17 protein-coding genes and 3 tRNA genes are annotated in these 16593 nt (G+C 69.4%); 16 read left to right on the forward strand and 4 right to left on the reverse strand.

Annotated elements, in window-relative coordinates; translation table 11 throughout:
- Positions 1-20 precede the first annotated feature (20 nt).
- Together VO99_RS13450 and VO99_RS13455 are read right to left on the reverse strand one after the other, a co-directional pair.
- On the reverse strand, positions 21-905 hold the full coding sequence (locus VO99_RS13450) for a DMT family transporter (protein ID WP_046113369.1): 885 nt from the start codon (positions 903-905) through the stop codon (positions 21-23).
- 98 nt (positions 906-1003) lie between these two features.
- The gene (locus tag VO99_RS13455; protein ID WP_046113370.1) at positions 1004-1207 is read right to left on the reverse strand and encodes a hypothetical protein; all 204 of its coding nucleotides are present in this window, start codon (positions 1205-1207) and stop codon (positions 1004-1006) included.
- A gap of 119 nt (positions 1208-1326) precedes the next feature.
- On the opposite strand from VO99_RS13455, the gene VO99_RS13460 reads away from it, so the two are divergent.
- From VO99_RS13460 to VO99_RS13485, 6 genes are all read left to right on the forward strand, one after another.
- Positions 1327-2220 carry an NUDIX hydrolase gene (locus VO99_RS13460; RefSeq protein ID WP_198156937.1) on the forward strand — a complete coding sequence of 298 codons (894 nt, stop codon included), beginning with the start codon at positions 1327-1329 and terminating at the stop codon, positions 2218-2220.
- Between the two features lie 59 nt (positions 2221-2279).
- The gene (locus VO99_RS13465) at positions 2280-2825 is read left to right on the forward strand and encodes a cytochrome b (protein WP_046113371.1); all 546 of its coding nucleotides are present in this window, start codon (positions 2280-2282) and stop codon (positions 2823-2825) included.
- A gap of 12 nt (positions 2826-2837) precedes the next feature.
- Positions 2838-3419, forward strand: a complete 582-nt coding sequence (locus tag VO99_RS13470; protein WP_046113372.1) for a YceI family protein — start codon at positions 2838-2840, stop codon at positions 3417-3419.
- Positions 3420-3472: 53 nt separating this feature from the next.
- Positions 3473-4048 carry a YceI family protein gene (locus VO99_RS13475; protein ID WP_046113373.1) on the forward strand — a complete coding sequence of 192 codons (576 nt, stop codon included), beginning with the start codon at positions 3473-3475 and terminating at the stop codon, positions 4046-4048.
- 334 nt (positions 4049-4382) lie between these two features.
- On the forward strand, positions 4383-5765 hold the full coding sequence (locus VO99_RS13480) for a sensor histidine kinase (RefSeq protein WP_083440571.1): 1383 nt from the start codon (positions 4383-4385) through the stop codon (positions 5763-5765).
- The gene (locus VO99_RS13485; protein WP_046113374.1) at positions 5762-6613 is read left to right on the forward strand and encodes a LytR/AlgR family response regulator transcription factor; all 852 of its coding nucleotides are present in this window, start codon (positions 5762-5764) and stop codon (positions 6611-6613) included. The genes VO99_RS13480 and VO99_RS13485 overlap by 4 nt, the downstream gene beginning before the upstream one ends.
- Here VO99_RS13485 and soxR read toward each other — a convergent pair.
- Positions 6600-7085: a redox-sensitive transcriptional activator SoxR gene (gene soxR / locus VO99_RS13490; RefSeq protein WP_046113375.1), complete on the reverse strand. Its 486-nt coding sequence runs from the start codon at positions 7083-7085 to the stop codon at positions 6600-6602. The two genes, VO99_RS13485 and soxR, sit on opposite strands and share 14 nt — an antisense overlap.
- 81 nt (positions 7086-7166) lie before the next feature.
- On the opposite strand from soxR, the gene VO99_RS13495 reads away from it, so the two are divergent.
- Positions 7167-8168: a questin oxidase family protein gene (locus VO99_RS13495; protein WP_046113376.1), complete on the forward strand. Its 1002-nt coding sequence runs from the start codon at positions 7167-7169 to the stop codon at positions 8166-8168.
- A 3-nt stretch (positions 8169-8171) separates the two neighbouring features.
- Here VO99_RS13495 and VO99_RS13500 read toward each other — a convergent pair whose 3' ends face one another.
- Positions 8172-10235, reverse strand: coding sequence for an ATP-dependent helicase (locus VO99_RS13500; RefSeq protein WP_046113377.1), 2064 nt, complete (start codon positions 10233-10235; stop codon positions 8172-8174).
- A gap of 299 nt (positions 10236-10534) precedes the next feature.
- On the opposite strand from VO99_RS13500, the gene trpE reads away from it, so the two are divergent.
- The 9 genes from trpE to VO99_RS13545 all read left to right on the forward strand — a co-directional run bounded on the left by trpE (position 10535) and on the right by VO99_RS13545 (position 16518).
- Positions 10535-12010: an anthranilate synthase component I gene (gene trpE, locus VO99_RS13505; protein ID WP_046113378.1), complete on the forward strand. Its 1476-nt coding sequence runs from the start codon at positions 10535-10537 to the stop codon at positions 12008-12010.
- A gap of 1 nt (position 12011) precedes the next feature.
- Complete coding sequence (locus VO99_RS13510; RefSeq protein WP_046113379.1) at positions 12012-12584, forward strand: anthranilate synthase component II; 573 nt, start codon at positions 12012-12014, stop codon at positions 12582-12584.
- On the forward strand, positions 12581-13588 hold the full coding sequence (gene ltaE, locus VO99_RS13515) for a low-specificity L-threonine aldolase (RefSeq protein ID WP_046113380.1): 1008 nt from the start codon (positions 12581-12583) through the stop codon (positions 13586-13588). Before VO99_RS13510 ends, ltaE begins: the two co-directional genes overlap by 4 nt.
- A gap of 25 nt (positions 13589-13613) precedes the next feature.
- Positions 13614-14648, forward strand: coding sequence for an anthranilate phosphoribosyltransferase (trpD, locus tag VO99_RS13520; protein WP_046113381.1), 1035 nt, complete (start codon positions 13614-13616; stop codon positions 14646-14648).
- Between the two features lies 1 nt (position 14649).
- Complete coding sequence (trpC, locus tag VO99_RS13525) at positions 14650-15438, forward strand: indole-3-glycerol phosphate synthase TrpC (RefSeq protein WP_046113382.1); 789 nt, start codon at positions 14650-14652, stop codon at positions 15436-15438.
- Positions 15435-16169 carry a uracil-DNA glycosylase gene (locus VO99_RS13530; RefSeq protein WP_083440572.1) on the forward strand — a complete coding sequence of 245 codons (735 nt, stop codon included), beginning with the start codon at positions 15435-15437 and terminating at the stop codon, positions 16167-16169. The genes trpC and VO99_RS13530 overlap by 4 nt, the downstream gene beginning before the upstream one ends.
- Positions 16170-16184: 15 nt before the next feature.
- Positions 16185-16270: transfer RNA gene (locus VO99_RS13535), tRNA-Tyr, on the forward strand.
- Positions 16271-16318: 48 nt separating this feature from the next.
- Positions 16319-16392, forward strand: a tRNA-Gly gene (locus VO99_RS13540).
- Between the two features lie 51 nt (positions 16393-16443).
- Positions 16444-16518: transfer RNA gene (locus VO99_RS13545), tRNA-Thr, on the forward strand.
- Positions 16519-16593: the final 75 nt, after the last annotated feature.

The raw sequence follows: 16593 nt of genomic DNA on the forward strand, positions 1-16593 counted from the left end.
TCAGTCCGGGCGCGGTCGCGTCAGGCCGCCACCGCCACCCGCGCCTTGTCCCGCGCCGTCAGCCAGGTGCCGAAGGCACCGCACACGCCGATGGTCAGGATGCCGGTGATGGCCCAGCCATCCGGCATGTGCGCGAAGGCCAGCCAGCCGGCCAGCGTCGCGAACACGATCTGCAGGTACAGGTAGGGCGTCAGCACGGCCACCGGCGCCTTGCCGTACGCCAGGATCAGCAGGTAATGGCCCAGCGTGCTGCACAGGCCCATGCCGATCAGTGCCAGCCACACCGCCGGCGACAGCGCCGTCCACACGAAGGGCAGCAGCACCGTCAGCAGCCCGGCACCCACGCAGCCGGTGTAGAAGTGCATGGTCGATGCTTCCTCGGTGCGGGCCAGCCGGCTGGTCAGCACCTGGTAGGCCGCGTTCGTGGCCACCAGGCCCAGCGGCATCAGGCTGGCGAGGCTGAACACCTCGCTGCCGGGGCGTATGACGGTGATGGCGCCGATGAAGCCGCCGGCCACGCACAGCCAGCGCAGCGGCGAGATGCGCTCGCCCAGCGAGGTGGCGGCCATCAGGGTGATGATCAGCGGCGTCAGCATGACGATGGCGGTGAATTCGCCGATCGGCATGTGCATCAGGCTGAGGTACGAGAACACGCTGGAGGCGGTGAGCAGCGCGCCGCGGGCCACCTGCAACCCCGGCTGGCGGGTGTGCAGCAGCCGCATGCCGCGGCGGGGCAACATGGCCAGCGCGGTGGCCAGGGCCTGGAACAGGTAGCGGAACCACACCGCCATCACCACAGGCACGGTGGCGCTGACCATCTTGGTGCCGGTATCCAGGCCCGCGAAGCAGGCCACGGCCAGGACGACGAAACATATGGCCTGCAAGGGCCGCTGGACCGGGCTCAAGGCCGGCCCGCCAAACTGCAAGGAGGCATGGGCGGATTGTCACCCGCCTTCATGGTTTACCCGGAGCTGACCGGGCAGTAACCGACCGGGGGCGCGGGTCAGCGCCCGATGGTCAGCGCAACATGCGCGGTGCCGATCTCTTGCGGCGCTGCAGCGTGCGACTCGTCGGCATTGGCACCGATCATCACCAGCGCAGCAGCGATGCCGGCCGCGAAGGTGGCCACCGACAGCCGGAATCCGGGCGGCGCCTTGTGGTTCTGGGGGCGTTGGCTGGCAGAGGGGTGGCGGCGGCGGCGGTGCATGGTGGGCTCCTGGGGTTGATTTCAATGTACGAAGCGCGCCGCGCCCGCGCAGTCGGCGCCCGGCGGCGGCGCGTGTCAGACGCCATCCCGGCGCTTGGCGGGCCGCCTACCATCCGGCCGTGACCGACGCCCTCCGCCCCTGGCCCTGCATCGCCCAAGCCCGCATGCGCCGCCTGCCGCGCCAGCCCTTCTTCCTTGCCGGCCGCCGGGTGGGCAGCGTGGCCAGCGCGCTGGTGCCCGGTCTGCAGGCGCTTGACCCCGCGCTGCAACTGGCAGCCGACGGCCTGCATGCGCCGGCGGCGCTGGCAGATGCCGAGCAGGCCACGGCCTGGTTCACGCCGCTCAACCTGCGGCTGCAGGCCCAGGGCTGGGTGCGCGGCTGGCGGCACGAGTGGCTGCCGGTGACGGACCCGGCCGGGCCGGCCGACGCGCCGCCGTTGGCCGTCATCGAGCGCGCCGCCGCGCGCTTCTGGGGCACGCTGACGCTGGGCGCGCATGCCAACGGCTACCTGGCCGATCCACAAGGCCGGCCTACCCATCTGTGGCTGGGCCGGCGCAGCACCACCAAGCCCACCGACCCCGGGCTGCTCGACAACCTCGTGGGCGGCGGCGTGCCGCTGGGCCAAACGCCATTCGAAACGCTTGTACGCGAAGGCTGGGAGGAAGCAGGCCTGGGTGCTGAAGTGATGCAGGCGGCCCGCCGCGGCCGGGTGATGCGGCTGGCGCGCGACGTGCCCGAAGGCCTGCAGTTCGAGCACCTGTTCGCTTTCGACCTGCAGTTGCCGCCCGGCCTGGAGCCGTGCAACCAGGACGGCGAGGTCGCCGGCTTTCACTGCGTGCCGGTGGCCGAGGTCGCCGCTGTGGCGCAGGCGGGCGAAATGACGGTGGATGCGGCGCTGGTGACGCTGGACTTCTGCCTGCGCCACCGGCTGCTGCCGGAACCGGTGCTCCAGGCCCAGGCGCAGGCCGCCGCGCACCTGTGGTGGGAACCACCGGCCATTCAAACCATCTGAAGCGAGACGTGAAGCCTGCTGAACCGGCCTCCGACCGGCGCTGGGCACACTGCCGCTCCATGTCGACCGCCCATTCCTCCCACCGTTACACCGCGCCGGCCATGCTGCTGCACTGGCTGTTGGCCCTGCTCATCCTGGGCAGCCTGGTCGTGGGCTATGCGATGACCGGCATGCCGTTCTCGCCGCAGCGGCTCAAGCTCTACAACTGGCACAAGTGGGCGGGGGTCGTCATCCTCGCGCTGTCGGCGCTGCGGCTGCTGTGGCGGCTGACGCACCGGCCGCCGCCTGACCTGCCGATGCCCCGCTGGCAGCAGCGCGCGGCGCATGCCACGCACCAGCTGCTGTACCTGCTGTTCTTCGCGGTGCCGCTGGTGGGCTGGGCCTACAGCTCGGCCGCGGGCTTTCCCATCGTGGTGTTCGGCCTGCTGCCGCTGCCCGATTTCGTGCCGGTGGACAAGGCGCTGGCCGCGGCCATCAAGCCCTGGCACGCCTGGCTCGCCTACACCCTCGCCGCGCTGGTGCTGCTGCACGTGGCCGGCGCCCTCAAACACCATTTCATCGACCGCGACGGCCTGCTGCGCCGCATGCTGCCCGGCCGCTCCTGAAGGTTCACCACCATGACGTTTCCTGCCGCTTCCTTCCTTACCGGCCCGTTGCTGGCCGCCGCCCTGGTGGCCGCCGCGCCGGCCTGGGCCCAACCCGCCAAGCTGGTGCCCGCGCAGAGCGAGATCCAGTTCACCAGCCGCCAGATGGGCGTGCCGGTGGACGGCAAGTTCCGCAAGTTCGACGCCCAGGTGGACTTCGACCCGAAGAAGCCCGAGACGGCGCGCATCGCCCTGTCCATCGACCTGGCCAGCATCAACCTGGGCGCGCCGGAGAGCGAGGCCGAGGTGGTCAAGCCGCTGTGGTTCAACGTCGCCAAGTTCCCGCAGGCCAGCTTCACCTCCACCGGGGTGAAGGCCACCGGCCCCGGCAAGTTCGACGTGACCGGCAAGCTCAACATCAAGGGCAACGTGCGCGACATGACCGTGCCGGTGGTGCTCACGCAGGCCGGCGGCGCCACCACCGCCACCGGCGGCTTCGTGCTCAAGCGCGCCGACTTCAAGATCGGCGAAGGCGAATGGGCCGACACCTCGATGGTGGCCAACGACGTGCAAGTGAAGTTCAAGCTGCAACTCACCGGCATCGGCGCGCTCTGATTCCCCCGACTGATTCCTCCCAACCCGCCCTGCAACCCCCACAGGACTGCCCCATGATCAAGAAGACCACGACCCTCGCCGCCCTCGCCCTGGCTGCCGCCTTTGCCGTTCCGGCGCATGCCGCCGACTACGCGGTGGACCCGACGCACACCTTCGTCACCTTCGAGATCGACCACTTCGGCACCTCGACCAACCGCGCGCGCTTCGACAAGAAGGAAGGCACCGTCAGCTTCGACCGCGCCGCCAAGACCGGCAAGGTGGAAATCACCATCGACACCACCTCGGTCAACAGCGGCACCGCCGCCTTCGATAAGCACCTGCAGAGCAAGGACATCCTGAACACGGCCGAATTCCCGACCGCCAAGTTCGTGGGCGACAAGTTCACCTTCAGCGGCGACAAGGTCACCGAAGTGGCCGGCACCCTGACGCTGCTGGGCAAGACCCAGCCGGTGACGCTCAAGGCCAACAAGTTCAACTGCTACCAGAACCCGATGCTCAAGCGCGAAGTGTGCGGCGGCGACTTCGAAACCACCATCACCCGCAGCCTGTTCGGCGTCAACTACGGCCTGAACTACGGCTTCAGCGACACCATGCGCCTGGTGGTGCAGGTGGAAGCGGTGAAGCAATAAAACAACAATCGCCGGCCCTCGACCGGCCTGCGTGCTGCGCTGCACAAATCTTGTTACAGCTTCGGCTCAAGAGGGTGGTGGTGCCGGTCACTCAATGCCTGTAGGCTGCAGGTCATTAGGGAGAACCCGCACTATGAACCAACAGCGAGCCGTACAAATGGCCATGGTTGTCGTGCTTCTGTTCCTGGTCGCATTCCAGGGCATCCAGTAACGACACGCCACCGGTCGGGCCAGGCGACCGCCTGTGCCCACCCGCCTGCAGTGTGTCGCGCGCCCCGCGCGTGGACTGCAGGCCACTGCGTACAGTGAGGCATCGACATTCCGTCAGTGCCTCATGTCCGCCCAAGATTTCCGAGCGACATCCATCGGCAAGCCCGGTACCTGGCAAGGCTGGGTAGCGGCGTGGGTGCCGGCCTTCCGGTCCTATGCCGCCTGGCTGGTCAGCATCAGCTGGAAGCGCTTTGCGGTGCTGTCCGTGCTGCTGCTGGTGCTGGTCAGCATCGTGCAGCGGCTGCCGCCGTTCAGCTGGCGCATCACCGAGGAGGTGGAGCGCGGCCCCAGCGTGCCCAAGCCGCCGGCGCCACCGCCGGTGCCGCGCGTGCGCATCGAAAAGCCCGGCAACGCCATCGAGCCGACGGTGGACATCACCATCGGCGCCGACGGCGTGCGGGTGCAGCGGCGCGCGGCCGAGGCGGCATCGGCTGCATCAGCCGCCAGCGCCGCGTCGGCGGCAGACGCCGCCCGGGCGGCCGCCGATGCCATCGTGGCGCGGCTGCCGGCCGTCAACGCCTCGGTGCCCGAGGGTGCCAACGGCGAGGCGGTGCGCGAAGCCATCGAGGAAGCCAGCCGCGAGATTGCCGACGCCATCCGCGAGGCCACCGATGCGGCGCAGGAGGCGGCCGACGAGCCTTCGCCCGGCACCCGCACGCGCACGGTGCAGGTGGGCGGCTTTCTCACCGACCTGGCGGTGCTGTGGATCATCGCGTCCGCCATCATCAAGATCACCTATAGCGGCCGCCTGCAGGCCGAGACCAAGGCCGCGCAGGCCACCGAGGTGGCCGAGGCGGAATCGTTGAAGCGCCAGGTGGTGGAGGCGCGCATGGCCGCCATGCAGGCGCAGGTGGAGCCGCACTTCCTGTTCAACACGCTGGCCTCCATCGACCACCTGATCGAGACCGATCCCTCGCGCGCCAGCCGCATGCAGAAGAACCTGATCGCGCTGCTGCGCGCCAGCATGCCGACGATGCGCGAGGCCAGCACCGGCGGCGTGCGCGAGCTGGGCCGCGAGCTGGCGGTGATACGGCCCTACCTCGAGATCCTCAAGGTGCGGATGGAAGAGCGCCTGCAGACCGTCATCGACGTGCCCGAGGGCCTGCACTCGGCGGAGTTTCCGCCCATGATGATCCAGGGCCTGGTGGAAAACGCGATCAAGCACGGGCTGGAGCCCAAGCCCGAAGGCGGGCAGCTCAGCGTGCGGGCCGAGATCCTGCATGGCAAGCTGGCCGTCACCGTGGCCGACACCGGCCTGGGCTTCGGCAAGGCGGCCACCGCCGGCACCGGCGTGGGCCTGGCCAACATCCGCGAGCGGCTGCAGCTGCTGTACGGCGGCAAGGCCAGCCTCACCGTGGCGGAGAACACCCCCAGCGGCACGGTGGTGACGATCACCGTGCCCTATGCAGCACGCACCGGCGCCGACGGGCAGGAAGCACGCGCATGAGCACTCCCGCCCCTTCGACCACCTTCGTCCGCTGCGTCATCGCCGATGACGAGCGGCTGATGCGCGAGCAACTGCGCGCCCGGCTGGCCGAGGTGTGGCCGGCGCTCGAGATCGTGGCCGAGGCCCGCAACGGCCAGGAAGCGGTCGAGCTGGTGGCGCAGCACCGGCCCGACCTCGTGTTCCTCGACATCCGCATGCCCGGCCTGACCGGCGTCCACGCGGCCCGCCAGATCGCCCAGCTGCCCACCGGCGACGACTGGGACGGCTGCGAGATCGTGTTCATCACCGCCTACGACGAATACGCGGTGGAGGCCTTCGAGCAAGGCGTGGCCGACTACGTGCTCAAGCCCGCCGAGCGCGAGCGGCTGGCGGTGACGGTGGAGCGCATCCGCAAGCGGCTGGCGCAGCGCCGCGGCGACGAGGCGACCGCGGACCCGGCTGGCAGCACCTCCGCCAGCCGCGCCGCCCAGCCGCTGCAGCAGCTGCTGCACCGCCTGGCCGCCCAGATGGGCCAGCCGCCCAGCTACCTGCAGTGGATCCAGGCCAGCGTGGGCCAGAGCATCCAGATGATCCCGGTGGACGAGGTGCTGTTCTTCGTCAGCGACGAGAAGTACACCCGGGTGCAGACGCCGCAGGTGGAAGCGCTGATCCGCAAGCCCATCAAGGAGCTGGTGGACGAGCTGGACCCCAAGCGCTTCTGGCAGATCCACCGATCGACGCTGGTCAACGTGAACGCCATCGCCGGCGTCTCGCGCGACTTCCGCGGCCGGCAGCTGGTGGCCATCAAGGACCGGCCGGAGAAGCTGGAAGTCAGCCGCAGCTACACGCACCTCTTCAAGGGGATGTGACCGGCGGCCTGTCGCCGGCGAGGTAGCGTGCGCCAGGCCCGCGAGCGGCCGCGGTGTCCTGCGGGTTGTACAGCGCGCAGGCCTTGAGCGAGAGGCAGCCGCAGCCGATGCAGCCCGCGAGCTGGTTGCGCAGCCGCTGCAGCGCGGCGATGCGTTCATCCAGCAGCGGCTGCCAGGCGCTGGCCAGCCGCTGCCAGTCGGCCTTGGTGGGTGTGCGGCCCTCGGGCAGGCCCGCCAGTGCCTTGCGGATCTGCGTCAGCTCCAGCCCCACCGCCTGCGCGGCGCGGATGAAGGCCACGCGCCGCAGCACATGCCGCGGGTACTGCCGGTGGCCGCCCGCGCTGCGGCCGCCGGCGATCAGGCCCTGCGCCTCGTAGAAGCGCAGCGCGCTGGCGGCGATGCCGGCGCGCCGGGCCAGCTCGCCGATGGGCAGCCAGCGGGTGGTGTCGGCCGGGATGCTGCGGGTGGCCATGTCGGGGCTCCTGTCGGTGCTTGACTTGAAGTTCACTTCAACTTCCATCGTAGGCGCCTCCTTCATCACCGGACCCGCACGATGGACAAATCCGCCGCCACCCGCATGCTGTACCGGCTGCTCGATGCCGGCCTGGACCGGGCGCCCGAATACGGCCCCGGCTTCAGCACCCACCTGCCGATGGCGCTGCAGGCTTTGCATGCGCTGGGCGCGACGGCGCCGCGGCTGCATGACTTCGCGCAGCAGCACGTCGCCGAGCTGCATGCCCGGCCGGTGCCCGCGGCCGCCGCCGAGCCGCACAGCTGGCACGCCTTGCGCGGGCAGGGCGATGCCTTCGAGCCGCTGCAGGCAATGTTCGCCCTGCGGTTGCAGCAGGAAGAGCCCGACACGGTGCTGGCCGAAACCGTGCCGGCGCTGCTGGATGGCGTGGCCGGCGGGGCCTTCCACGGCCTGATCCGCACCGCGCATGCGGTGGCGGCGCGACACGAAGGCGAGCTGTCGATGGGCCTGGCCTACTGGGCGGCCCGACATGCGCCGCTGGCCGCACCGAACGAGCAGGCCGCCGCCGACCTGCCGCTGGCCGACTGGCTGGCGCAGGTGCAGTGGCTGCCGCGCCCGCAGCATGCCGATGCCGATGCCTGGAGCATCACCCGCCGCATGCAGGCCTGGTCGCGCACCGAAGGCTTTGGCGACGTGGCGCCGCGCCTGTTGCTGCAGCCCGGCACGCTGGACGCGCTGGCTCGCACCGCCGCCGGCCTCTATGCCGCCACTGAGGACTTCACCGTGCTGCACATGGTCACCGCCTGCCAGGCGATGCGGCAGCTGCAGCCCTGGTGGGGCGACGAGGCGCCGGCGATGCGGCACTTCAGCATCGCCGCGGCGGCCGCGCTGCGCGCCAGCGACGTGCCGCCCGAACTGCCGCCGGCGCGCGCCACCGACCTGGCCTGGCCGCAGATCATCCAGCGGGCCATCGCCAGCGACGACGAGCACGTGGTCAAGCTGGTGCAGGCCTGCCGGCTGCACGAGGCGGCCACGGGCGCGCCCGAGTTCCGCTGGGCCGCGGGCCGCGCGGTGGGCGGCTGAGCTTCAGCCCGGCGGCGCCGCAGCCGCCGCGGCCGCTGCCGCCTTGGCCGCCAGCGCCTCGCGGATCTTCTTCAGCCGCTCCTTCGGGTCTTCCTTGCTGGACGACTCGTGCAGCTTCATCTCGAGGATGAAGCGGCTGGGGATGCCCTGGATCGTCTCGCGGCCCTTCTTGCGCCGGCGCAGCGTGCTCACCGCCAGCGTGGTGCGCGCCCGGGTGATGCCCACGTACATCAGCCGGCGTTCTTCTTCCAGCCGCTCGGGCGTCATCTCCTCGCTGTCGCTGCGGAAGGGCAGCAGTCCTTCGTTCACGCCGGCCAGCACCACGTGCGGCCATTCCAGGCCCTTGGACGCATGCAGGGTCGACAGCGTCACCACGTCCTGCTCGTCGCCGCGCTCGGCCAGGCTGATGATCACGCTGATCGTCTGCGCCACCTCCAGCACGCTCTTGCGTTCGCTCTCGAAGGTGCCGCCTTCCTGCGTGATCTGCCCGCCGCAGCGCTTGGCGATCCAGTCGATGAAGTCCATCACGTTCGACCAGCGCGAGGCGGCCAGCTTCTCGCTCTCCTCGCTGTCGTACAGGTGCTGCTCGTAGCCGATGTCCTTCAGCCATTCCAGCAGCAGCACCTTGGCGTCCTCGCCGCCCACGGTGTGCCGCGCCTTGTGCTCGAAATCGTTGATGTAGCGGCCGAACTCGTGCAGCCCGCCGATGGCCTTGGCATTCAGCGACACGCCCAGGCTTTCGGAAAACAGCGCCTCGAACAGGCTGAGCTTCCACTTGCCCGCGAACTCACCCAGCTTGCCCAGCGTCTGGTGGCCGATGCCGCGCTTGGGCGTGGTCACCGCGCGCAGGAAGGCCGGGTCGTCGTCCTGGTTGACCAGCAGCCGCAGCCAGGCGCACAGGTCCTTGATCTCGGCGCGGTCGAAGAAGCTCTGGCCGCCGGACACCTTGTAGGGGATCTGCGCCGCGCGCAGCTTCTGCTCGAACACACGCGCCTGGTGGTTGGCCCGGTACAGCACCGCGAAGTCGCTGAACTTCACCTGCCCGCCCTGCGAGCGCAGCGACTGGATGCGCGACACCGCGCGCTCGGCCTCGTGTTCCTCGCCGTCGCACTCCATCAGGTGCACCGGCTCGCCATCGCCGAAGTCGCTCCACAGCTTCTTCTCGAACAGCTTGGGGTTGCCGGCGATCACGTTGTTGGCCGCCCGCAGGATGGCGCCGGTGGAGCGGTAGTTCTGCTCCAGCGGAATGACCTTCAGCTTCGGGAAGTCCTGCGGCAGCCGGCGCAGGTTGTCGATCGTGGCGCCGCGCCAGCCGTAGATGCTCTGGTCGTCGTCGCCCACCGCGGTGAAGCGGCCGGCGCGCCGGTCGTCGGGATGGCTGACCAGCGCCTTCAGCAGTTCGTACTGCACCGCGTTGGTGTCCTGGTATTCGTCCACCAGCACGTGGCGAAAGCGGCCCTGCCATTCGGCGCGTGCTTCCTCGTCGGTATTCAGCAGCTTCAGCGGCAGGCTGATCAGGTCGTCGAAGTCCACCGCCTGGTAGGCCGACAGGCGCTCCTCGTAGAGCTTCATCACCCGCGCGGCCACCTGCTCGTCGGCGTCCTTGGCGGCGGCCATCGCGGTGTCGCTGGTCAGGCCCTGGTTCTTCCACAGGCTGATCGTCCATTGCCAGCGGCGGGCGGTGGCGGCGTCGGCCGTGCCGCCGGCGTCGCGCAGCACACCCAGCACGTCGTCGCTGTCCAGAATGGAGAACTGCTCCTTCAGGCCCAGACGGGTGCCGCTCTCGCGCAGCATGCGCACGCCCAGCGAGTGGAAGGTGCTCACCACCAGGTCCTTCGCGGCGCGCGGGCCCACCAGCGACTTGGCCCGTTCGCGCATCTCCTGCGAAGCCTTGTTGGTGAAGGTGATGGCCGCGATCTCCTTCGGCGCCAGCCCGGCCTGCAGCAGCCGTGCGATCTTGTGGGTGATGACGCGGGTCTTGCCCGAGCCGGCGCCGGCCAGCACGAGGCAGGGGCCGTCCAGGTGATAAACCGCTTCGAGCTGGGCGGGATTGAGGGTGTCTGCCATGGGAGCGGGCGATCATACGGGCGCCCCCTTCCGGGGGTATTCACCCCACGCCGCTGCTATAGTCGCCGCCCATGTTCATGCCACGCAAACTCACGACGAGGTCGAACGACCGGGGAGCCTGGCCCTGGCGTCGCCAGCCTGCTTCCGCTGCCGTCTAGTTTGCTGCGGGCTCGGCCTGTGCATGCCGCCATCTTCCGGCCGGCCTTGCCTAGCGACTGATACCGCCACCGCTTCCCCGCAATTCCGTATCTCGACCTCGGCCGCGCCATGCGTGCACGGGGTCCCGGAGGGCTGAACACATGATCACCGAACTCGAATTCAAGAGCCTCGCCTCGCAGGGCTACAACCGCATCCCGCTGATCGCGGAGGCCTTCGCCGACCTGGAAACGCCGCTGTCGCTGTACCTCAAGCTGGCCGGCGGCCAGAAGTACAGCTTCCTGCTGGAGTCCGTCGTCGGCGGCGAGCGCTTCGGCCGCTATTCCTTCATCGGCCTGCCGGCGCGCACGCTGCTGCGCACCACCGGCCCGCTCACCGAAGTGGTGACCGACGGCCAGGTGGTGGAGACGCACGAAGGCAATCCGCTCGACTTCATCGAGGCCTACCAGCAGCGTTTCAAGGTGGCGCTGCGCCCGGGCATGCCGCGTTTCTGCGGCGGGCTGGCCGGCTACTTCGGCTACGACGCGGTGCGTTACATGGAGCCCAAGCTCGCGAAGGTGGAGAAGCCCGGCGGCATCGGCACGCCGGACATCCAACTGCTGCAGTGCGAGGAGCTTGCGGTCATCGACAACCTGTCGGGCCGGCTGTACCTGATCGTCTATGCCGACCCGTCGCGGCCGGAGGCCTACTTCTCAGGCAAGCGCCGCCTGTCGGAACTGGCGGACAAGCTCAAGTTCAGCGTCACCGCGCCCCCGGTGCGCCGCGGCGCCAGCTACGCGGTGGAGCGAGAGTTCGACAAGGCCGACTACCTCAAGGCCGTGGCCGTGGCCAAGGAGTACATCGCCGCCGGCGACATGATGCAGGTGCAGGTGGGCCAGCGGCTGAAGAAGCGCTACACCGAGTCGCCGCTGACGCTGTACCGCGCGCTGCGTTCGCTCAACCCGTCGCCGTACATGTACTTCTACGACATGGGCGACTTCCAGATCGTCGGCGCCTCGCCCGAGATCCTGGTGCGGCAGGAGAGCACGCCCGAAGGCCAGAAGGTGACGATCCGCCCGCTGGCCGGTACCCGTCCGCGTGGCGCCACGCCGGAGCAGGACCTGGCGATGGAGGCCGAGCTGAAGGCCGACCCCAAGGAGCGCGCCGAGCACCTGATGCTGATCGACCTGGCGCGCAACGACCTGGGCCGCATCGCGCAGACCGGCAGCGTCAAGGTGACCGAGGCCTTCGTGGTGGAGCGTTATTCGCACGTGATGCACATCGTCAGCAACGTCGAAGCCACGCTGCTGGAAGGCACCACCAACCTCGACGTGCTGAAGGCCACCTTCCCGGCCGGCACGCTGACCGGCGCGCCCAAGATCCGCGCGATGGAAATCATCGACGAGCTGGAGCCGGTCAAGCGTGGCATCTACGGCGGCGCCTGCGGCTACCTGAGCTTTGCCGGCGACATGGACGTCGCCATCGCCATCCGCACCGGCATCATCAAGGACCAGACGCTGTACGTGCAGGCTGCGGCCGGCGTGGTGGCCGATTCAGTGCCCGAGCTGGAATGGAAGGAGACCGAGGCCAAGGCCCGGGCGCTCATCCGCGCCGCCGAACTCGTGGAAGAGGGGTTCTGACATGCTGCTCATGATCGACAACTACGACAGCTTCACCTTCAACCTGGTGCAGTACTTCGGCGAGCTGGGCGAGGAGGTGAAGGTTTTCCGCAACGACGAGATCGACATCGCCGGCATCGAGGCGCTGAAGCCCGACCAGCTGGTGCTGTCGCCCGGGCCGTGTTCGCCGGCCGAGGCCGGCATCTGCGTGGAGGCCATACGCCACTTCAAGGGCCGGCTGCCGCTGCTGGGCGTGTGCCTGGGCCACCAGGCCATCGGCGCCGCGCTGGGCGGCAAGGTCATCCGCGCGCAAGTCCAGATGCACGGCAAGGTGAGCCGCATCAGCACCGACCGCCAGGGCGTGTTCGCCAACCTGCCCGAGCAGTTCGACGTGGTGCGCTACCACTCGCTGGCCATCGAGCGGCAGACGCTGCCCGCCGAACTCGTCGTCACCGCCACCTCGGAGGACGGCGAGATCATGGGCGTTCGCCACAAGGAGGTGATGATGGAAGGCGTGCAATTCCATCCCGAATCCATCCTCAGCGAGCACGGCCACGCCATGCTGCGCAACTTCCTGGAGCAGAGCAAAGCATGACCATCGACCTGCGCAGCGACACCGTCACCCGGCCGACGGCTGCGATGCGCGAGGCGATGGCCCGCGCCGAGGTGGGCGACGACGTCTTCGGCGACGACCCCACCGTCAACCGCCTGCAGCAGCGCATCGCCGAGATGCTGGGCTTCGAGGCGGCGCTGTACGTGCCCACCGGCACGCAGAGCAACCTGGTGGCGCTGATGACGCATTGCGGCCGCGGCGACGAGTACCTCGTCGGCCAGCATGCCCACTGCTACCGCTGGGAGGCTGGCGGCGCCGCGGTGCTGGGCAGCATCCAGCCGCAGCCGTTGCCCAACCAGCCCGACGGCACCATCGCGCTGGCCGACATCGCGGCCAACATCAAGCCCGACGACTCGCACTTCGCGCGCAGCCGGCTCTTCTGCCTGGAAAACACCTGGGGCGGCAACGTGCTGCCGCAGGCCTATGTGGAAGAGGCCACCGCGCTGGCGCGCAGCAAGGGCCTGGCCTGCCACCTGGACGGCGCGCGCTTCTTCAATGCGGTGGTGGCCTCCGGCCGCAGCGCGGCAGAGCTGGCGCGTCCGTTCGACAGCGTGTCGGTGTGCTTCAGCAAGGGGCTGGGCGCGCCGGTGGGCTCGGCCCTGTGCGGCTCGAAGGACTTCATCCAGCGCGCGCACCGCTGGCGCAAGATGGTGGGCGGCGGCATGCGGCAGGCTGGCGTGATCGCGGCCGGTGCGCTGCATGCGATCGAGCACCATTTGGACCGCCTGGCCGAAGACCATGCCAACGCCCGCCGCCTGGCCGAAGGCCTGCAGGGCCTGTCCGGCGTGCAGGTGCAGGCCCCGCAGACCAACATCGTCTTCGTCGACGTGCCGCCCGAGCGCGGCGAGGGGCTGGTGCAGCGCCTGGCCGAACGCGGCGTGCTGGCCACCGGCCTGTACAAGCTGCGCTTCGTCACCCACCTGGACGTGAGCACCGACGACATCGACCGCGCGCTGCCGGTGCTGCGCGAGCTGCTGGCCGGCTGAGCCGGCCGCCCGAGAGGAGCCCCGCATGAGCATCAGCAACACCGACGCGCTGACCCGCGTCATCCAGCACCGCGAGATCTTCCATGACGAGATGCTGGCGCTGATGCGCCGCATCATGATGGGCGAGATGTCGCCGGTGATGATCGCCGCGCTGGCCGTCGGCCTGCGGGTGAAGAAGGAAACCATCGGTGAGATCGCCGCCGCCGCGCAGGTGATGCGCGAGTTCGCCACGCCGGTGGCGGTGGCCGACCGCACGCACCTCGTCGACCTGTGCGGCACCGGCGGCGACGCGGCGCACAGCTTCAACATCTCCACCGCCGCAATGCTCGTGGCCGCAGCCGCTGGCGCACGGGTGGCCAAGCATGGCGGGCGCAGCGTGTCGTCCAACTCCGGCAGCGCCGACGTGCTGGAGGCGCTGGGCGCCTGCATCGACCTCACGCCCGAGCAGGTGGCCGCCTGCCTGGCCGAAACCGGCATCGGCTTCATGTTCGCGCCCAACCACCATGCGTCCATGAAGCATGCGGCGCCGGTGCGCAAGGAGCTGGGCGTGCGCACCATCTTCAACATCCTGGGCCCGCTGACCAACCCGGCCAACGCGCCCAACCAGCTGATGGGCGTGTTCCACCCCGACCTGGTCGGCATCCAGGTGCGCGTGCTGCAGCGCCTGGGCAGCGAGCACGTGATGATCGTGCACGGCATGAACGGCATGGACGAGCTGTCGCTGTCGGGCGAATCGATGGTCGGCGAACTGAAGGACGGCGCGGTGCGCGAGTACGTGGTGCACCCCAGCGACTTCGGCCTGCCGGTCTACGACTCGCGCGTGCTGCGCGTGGCCAACAAGGAGGAGTCGGTGGTCTGCATCCAGAAGGCGCTGGCCAACGAAGATGGCCCGGTGCGCGACATCGTGCTGCTGAACGCCGGCGCCGCGCTGTACTGCGCCAACGTGGCCGCCTCCATCGTCGACGGCGTGAAGCTGGCCCGCGAGGCCGTGGCCAGCGGCGCGGCCCGGGCCAAGCTGCAGCAGGTCGTGGCGGCCACCTGCAGGCTGAAGGCGGCATGAGATGAGCGACATCCTGAACCGCATCGTGGCGGTCAAGCACGAGGAGATCGCGGCGGCGCGCCAGCAGCGCGACCTGGCTGCGGTGCGGCGCGATGCCGAAGCCCGCACCGACGTGCGTGGTTTCGAGGCCGCGCTGCGTGCCAAGATCGCCGCCGGCCGGGCAGCCGTCATCGCCGAGGTGAAGAAGGCCAGCCCCAGCAAGGGCGTGCTGCGCGAGCACTTCGTGCCGGCCGAGATCGCCGCCAGCTACGAACGCGGCGGCGCGGCCTGCCTGTCGGTGCTCACCGACCGCTCCTTCTTCCAGGGCGCGTCTGAGTACCTGCAGCAGGCCCGCGCCGCCTGTGCGTTGCCGGTGCTGCGCAAGGACTTCATGGTCGACGCCTACCAGGTGTTCGAGGCCCGCGCGATGGGCGCCGACTGCATCCTGCTGATCGCCGCCTGCCTGGACGACGCGCAGATGGCCGACCTGGAAGCCATCGCCCACGCCCTGGGCATGGCGGTGCTGGTGGAAGTACACGACGGCGCCGAGCTGGACCGCGCGCTGCGCCTGAAGACGCCGTTGGTCGGCATCAACAACCGCAACCTGCGCACCTTCGAGGTCACGCTGGACACCACGCTGGGCCTGCTGGCCCGGGTGCCGGCCGACCGGCTGCTGGTCACCGAGTCGGGCATCCTTGGCCAACCCGACGTGCAACGCATGCGCGATGCCGGCGTGCACGCTTTCCTCGTCGGTGAGGCCTTCATGCGCGCCGACGACCCGGGCCTCGCCCTGGCCACCCTGTTCTCGTGACGCCGAACCGCCTGTGCCGGCCGCTTGATGAACTGCTCGCCGAGGTGGGCGGCGACTGGCAGCCGGTGATCGACGCCTGGCGCACCACCGACGAGGCGCGCCGCCTGATCGCCCACGTCGACGCGCGCGTGGCCGCCGGGGTAGCGGTGTACCCGGCCAACCCGCTGCGCATGCTGCAACTTACCCCGCTGCGCAGCGTGCGGGTCGTCATCGTCGGCCAGGACCCGTACCACGGCCCCGGCCAGGCGCAGGGGTTGGCGTTCTCGGTGCCCGAAGGCATGCGCCTGCCGCCCAGCCTGCGCAACATCTTCAAGGAACTGCAGCGCGACCTCGGCCTGCCGATGCCGCGCTCCGGCGATCTCAGCGCGTGGGCGCGCCGCGGCGTGCTGTTGACCAACACCAGCCTGACGGTGGAAGACGGCCAGGCCGGCGCGCATGCCAGCAGGGGCTGGGAATCGCTGACACGGGCGCTGCTGGCCCGTGTTGCGCAGGAGCCGCGGCCCCTCGTGTTCATGTTGTGGGGCAACCACGCGCAGGCCTTCGGCCAGCCGATCGCGGCGGCTCATCCGCAGCACCTGGTGCTGGCCTCCAATCACCCCTCGCCACTCTCGGCGCAGCGCCCGCCGGTACCGTTCATCGGCTGCGGCCACTTCCGCCGTGCACAGGAATTTTTGGGGCCCGATGCAACATTCGGCGCGCTTGATTGGACACTTTCGCAAACCGTGCTATAGTCATCGGCTCGCCCAGGAGGGGTGCCCGAGTGGCTAAAGGGGGCAGACTGTAAATCTGTTGGCTTACGCCTACGCTGGTTCGAATCCAGCCTCCTCCACCAAAGCGAGCTTGTTTTTCAGTAGTGCAGTGTTTTGGTGCTGACTCCCGAGCGGGAGTAGTTCAATGGTAGAACCCCAGCCTTCCAAGCTGATGACGCGGGTTCGATTCCCGTCTCCCGCTCCAGTCTGTGTCGACACCGCTTTGTGCCGTCTCCCGACCCAAAGCCGTGTCGATGCCCATGTGGCTCAGTGGTAGAGCACTCCCTTGGTAAGGGAGAGGTCGCGCGTTCGATCCGCGCCATGGGCACCACCCGCCAATCGTAAGAAATCGTTTCTCAGCCAGGAGCGCGCAACATGGCAAAAGGTAAGTTCGAGCGGACCAAGC

It is taken from the genome of Aquincola tertiaricarbonis (genome assembly GCF_000969605.1).
Lineage (GTDB): Bacteria > Pseudomonadota > Gammaproteobacteria > Burkholderiales > Burkholderiaceae_C > Aquincola > Aquincola tertiaricarbonis.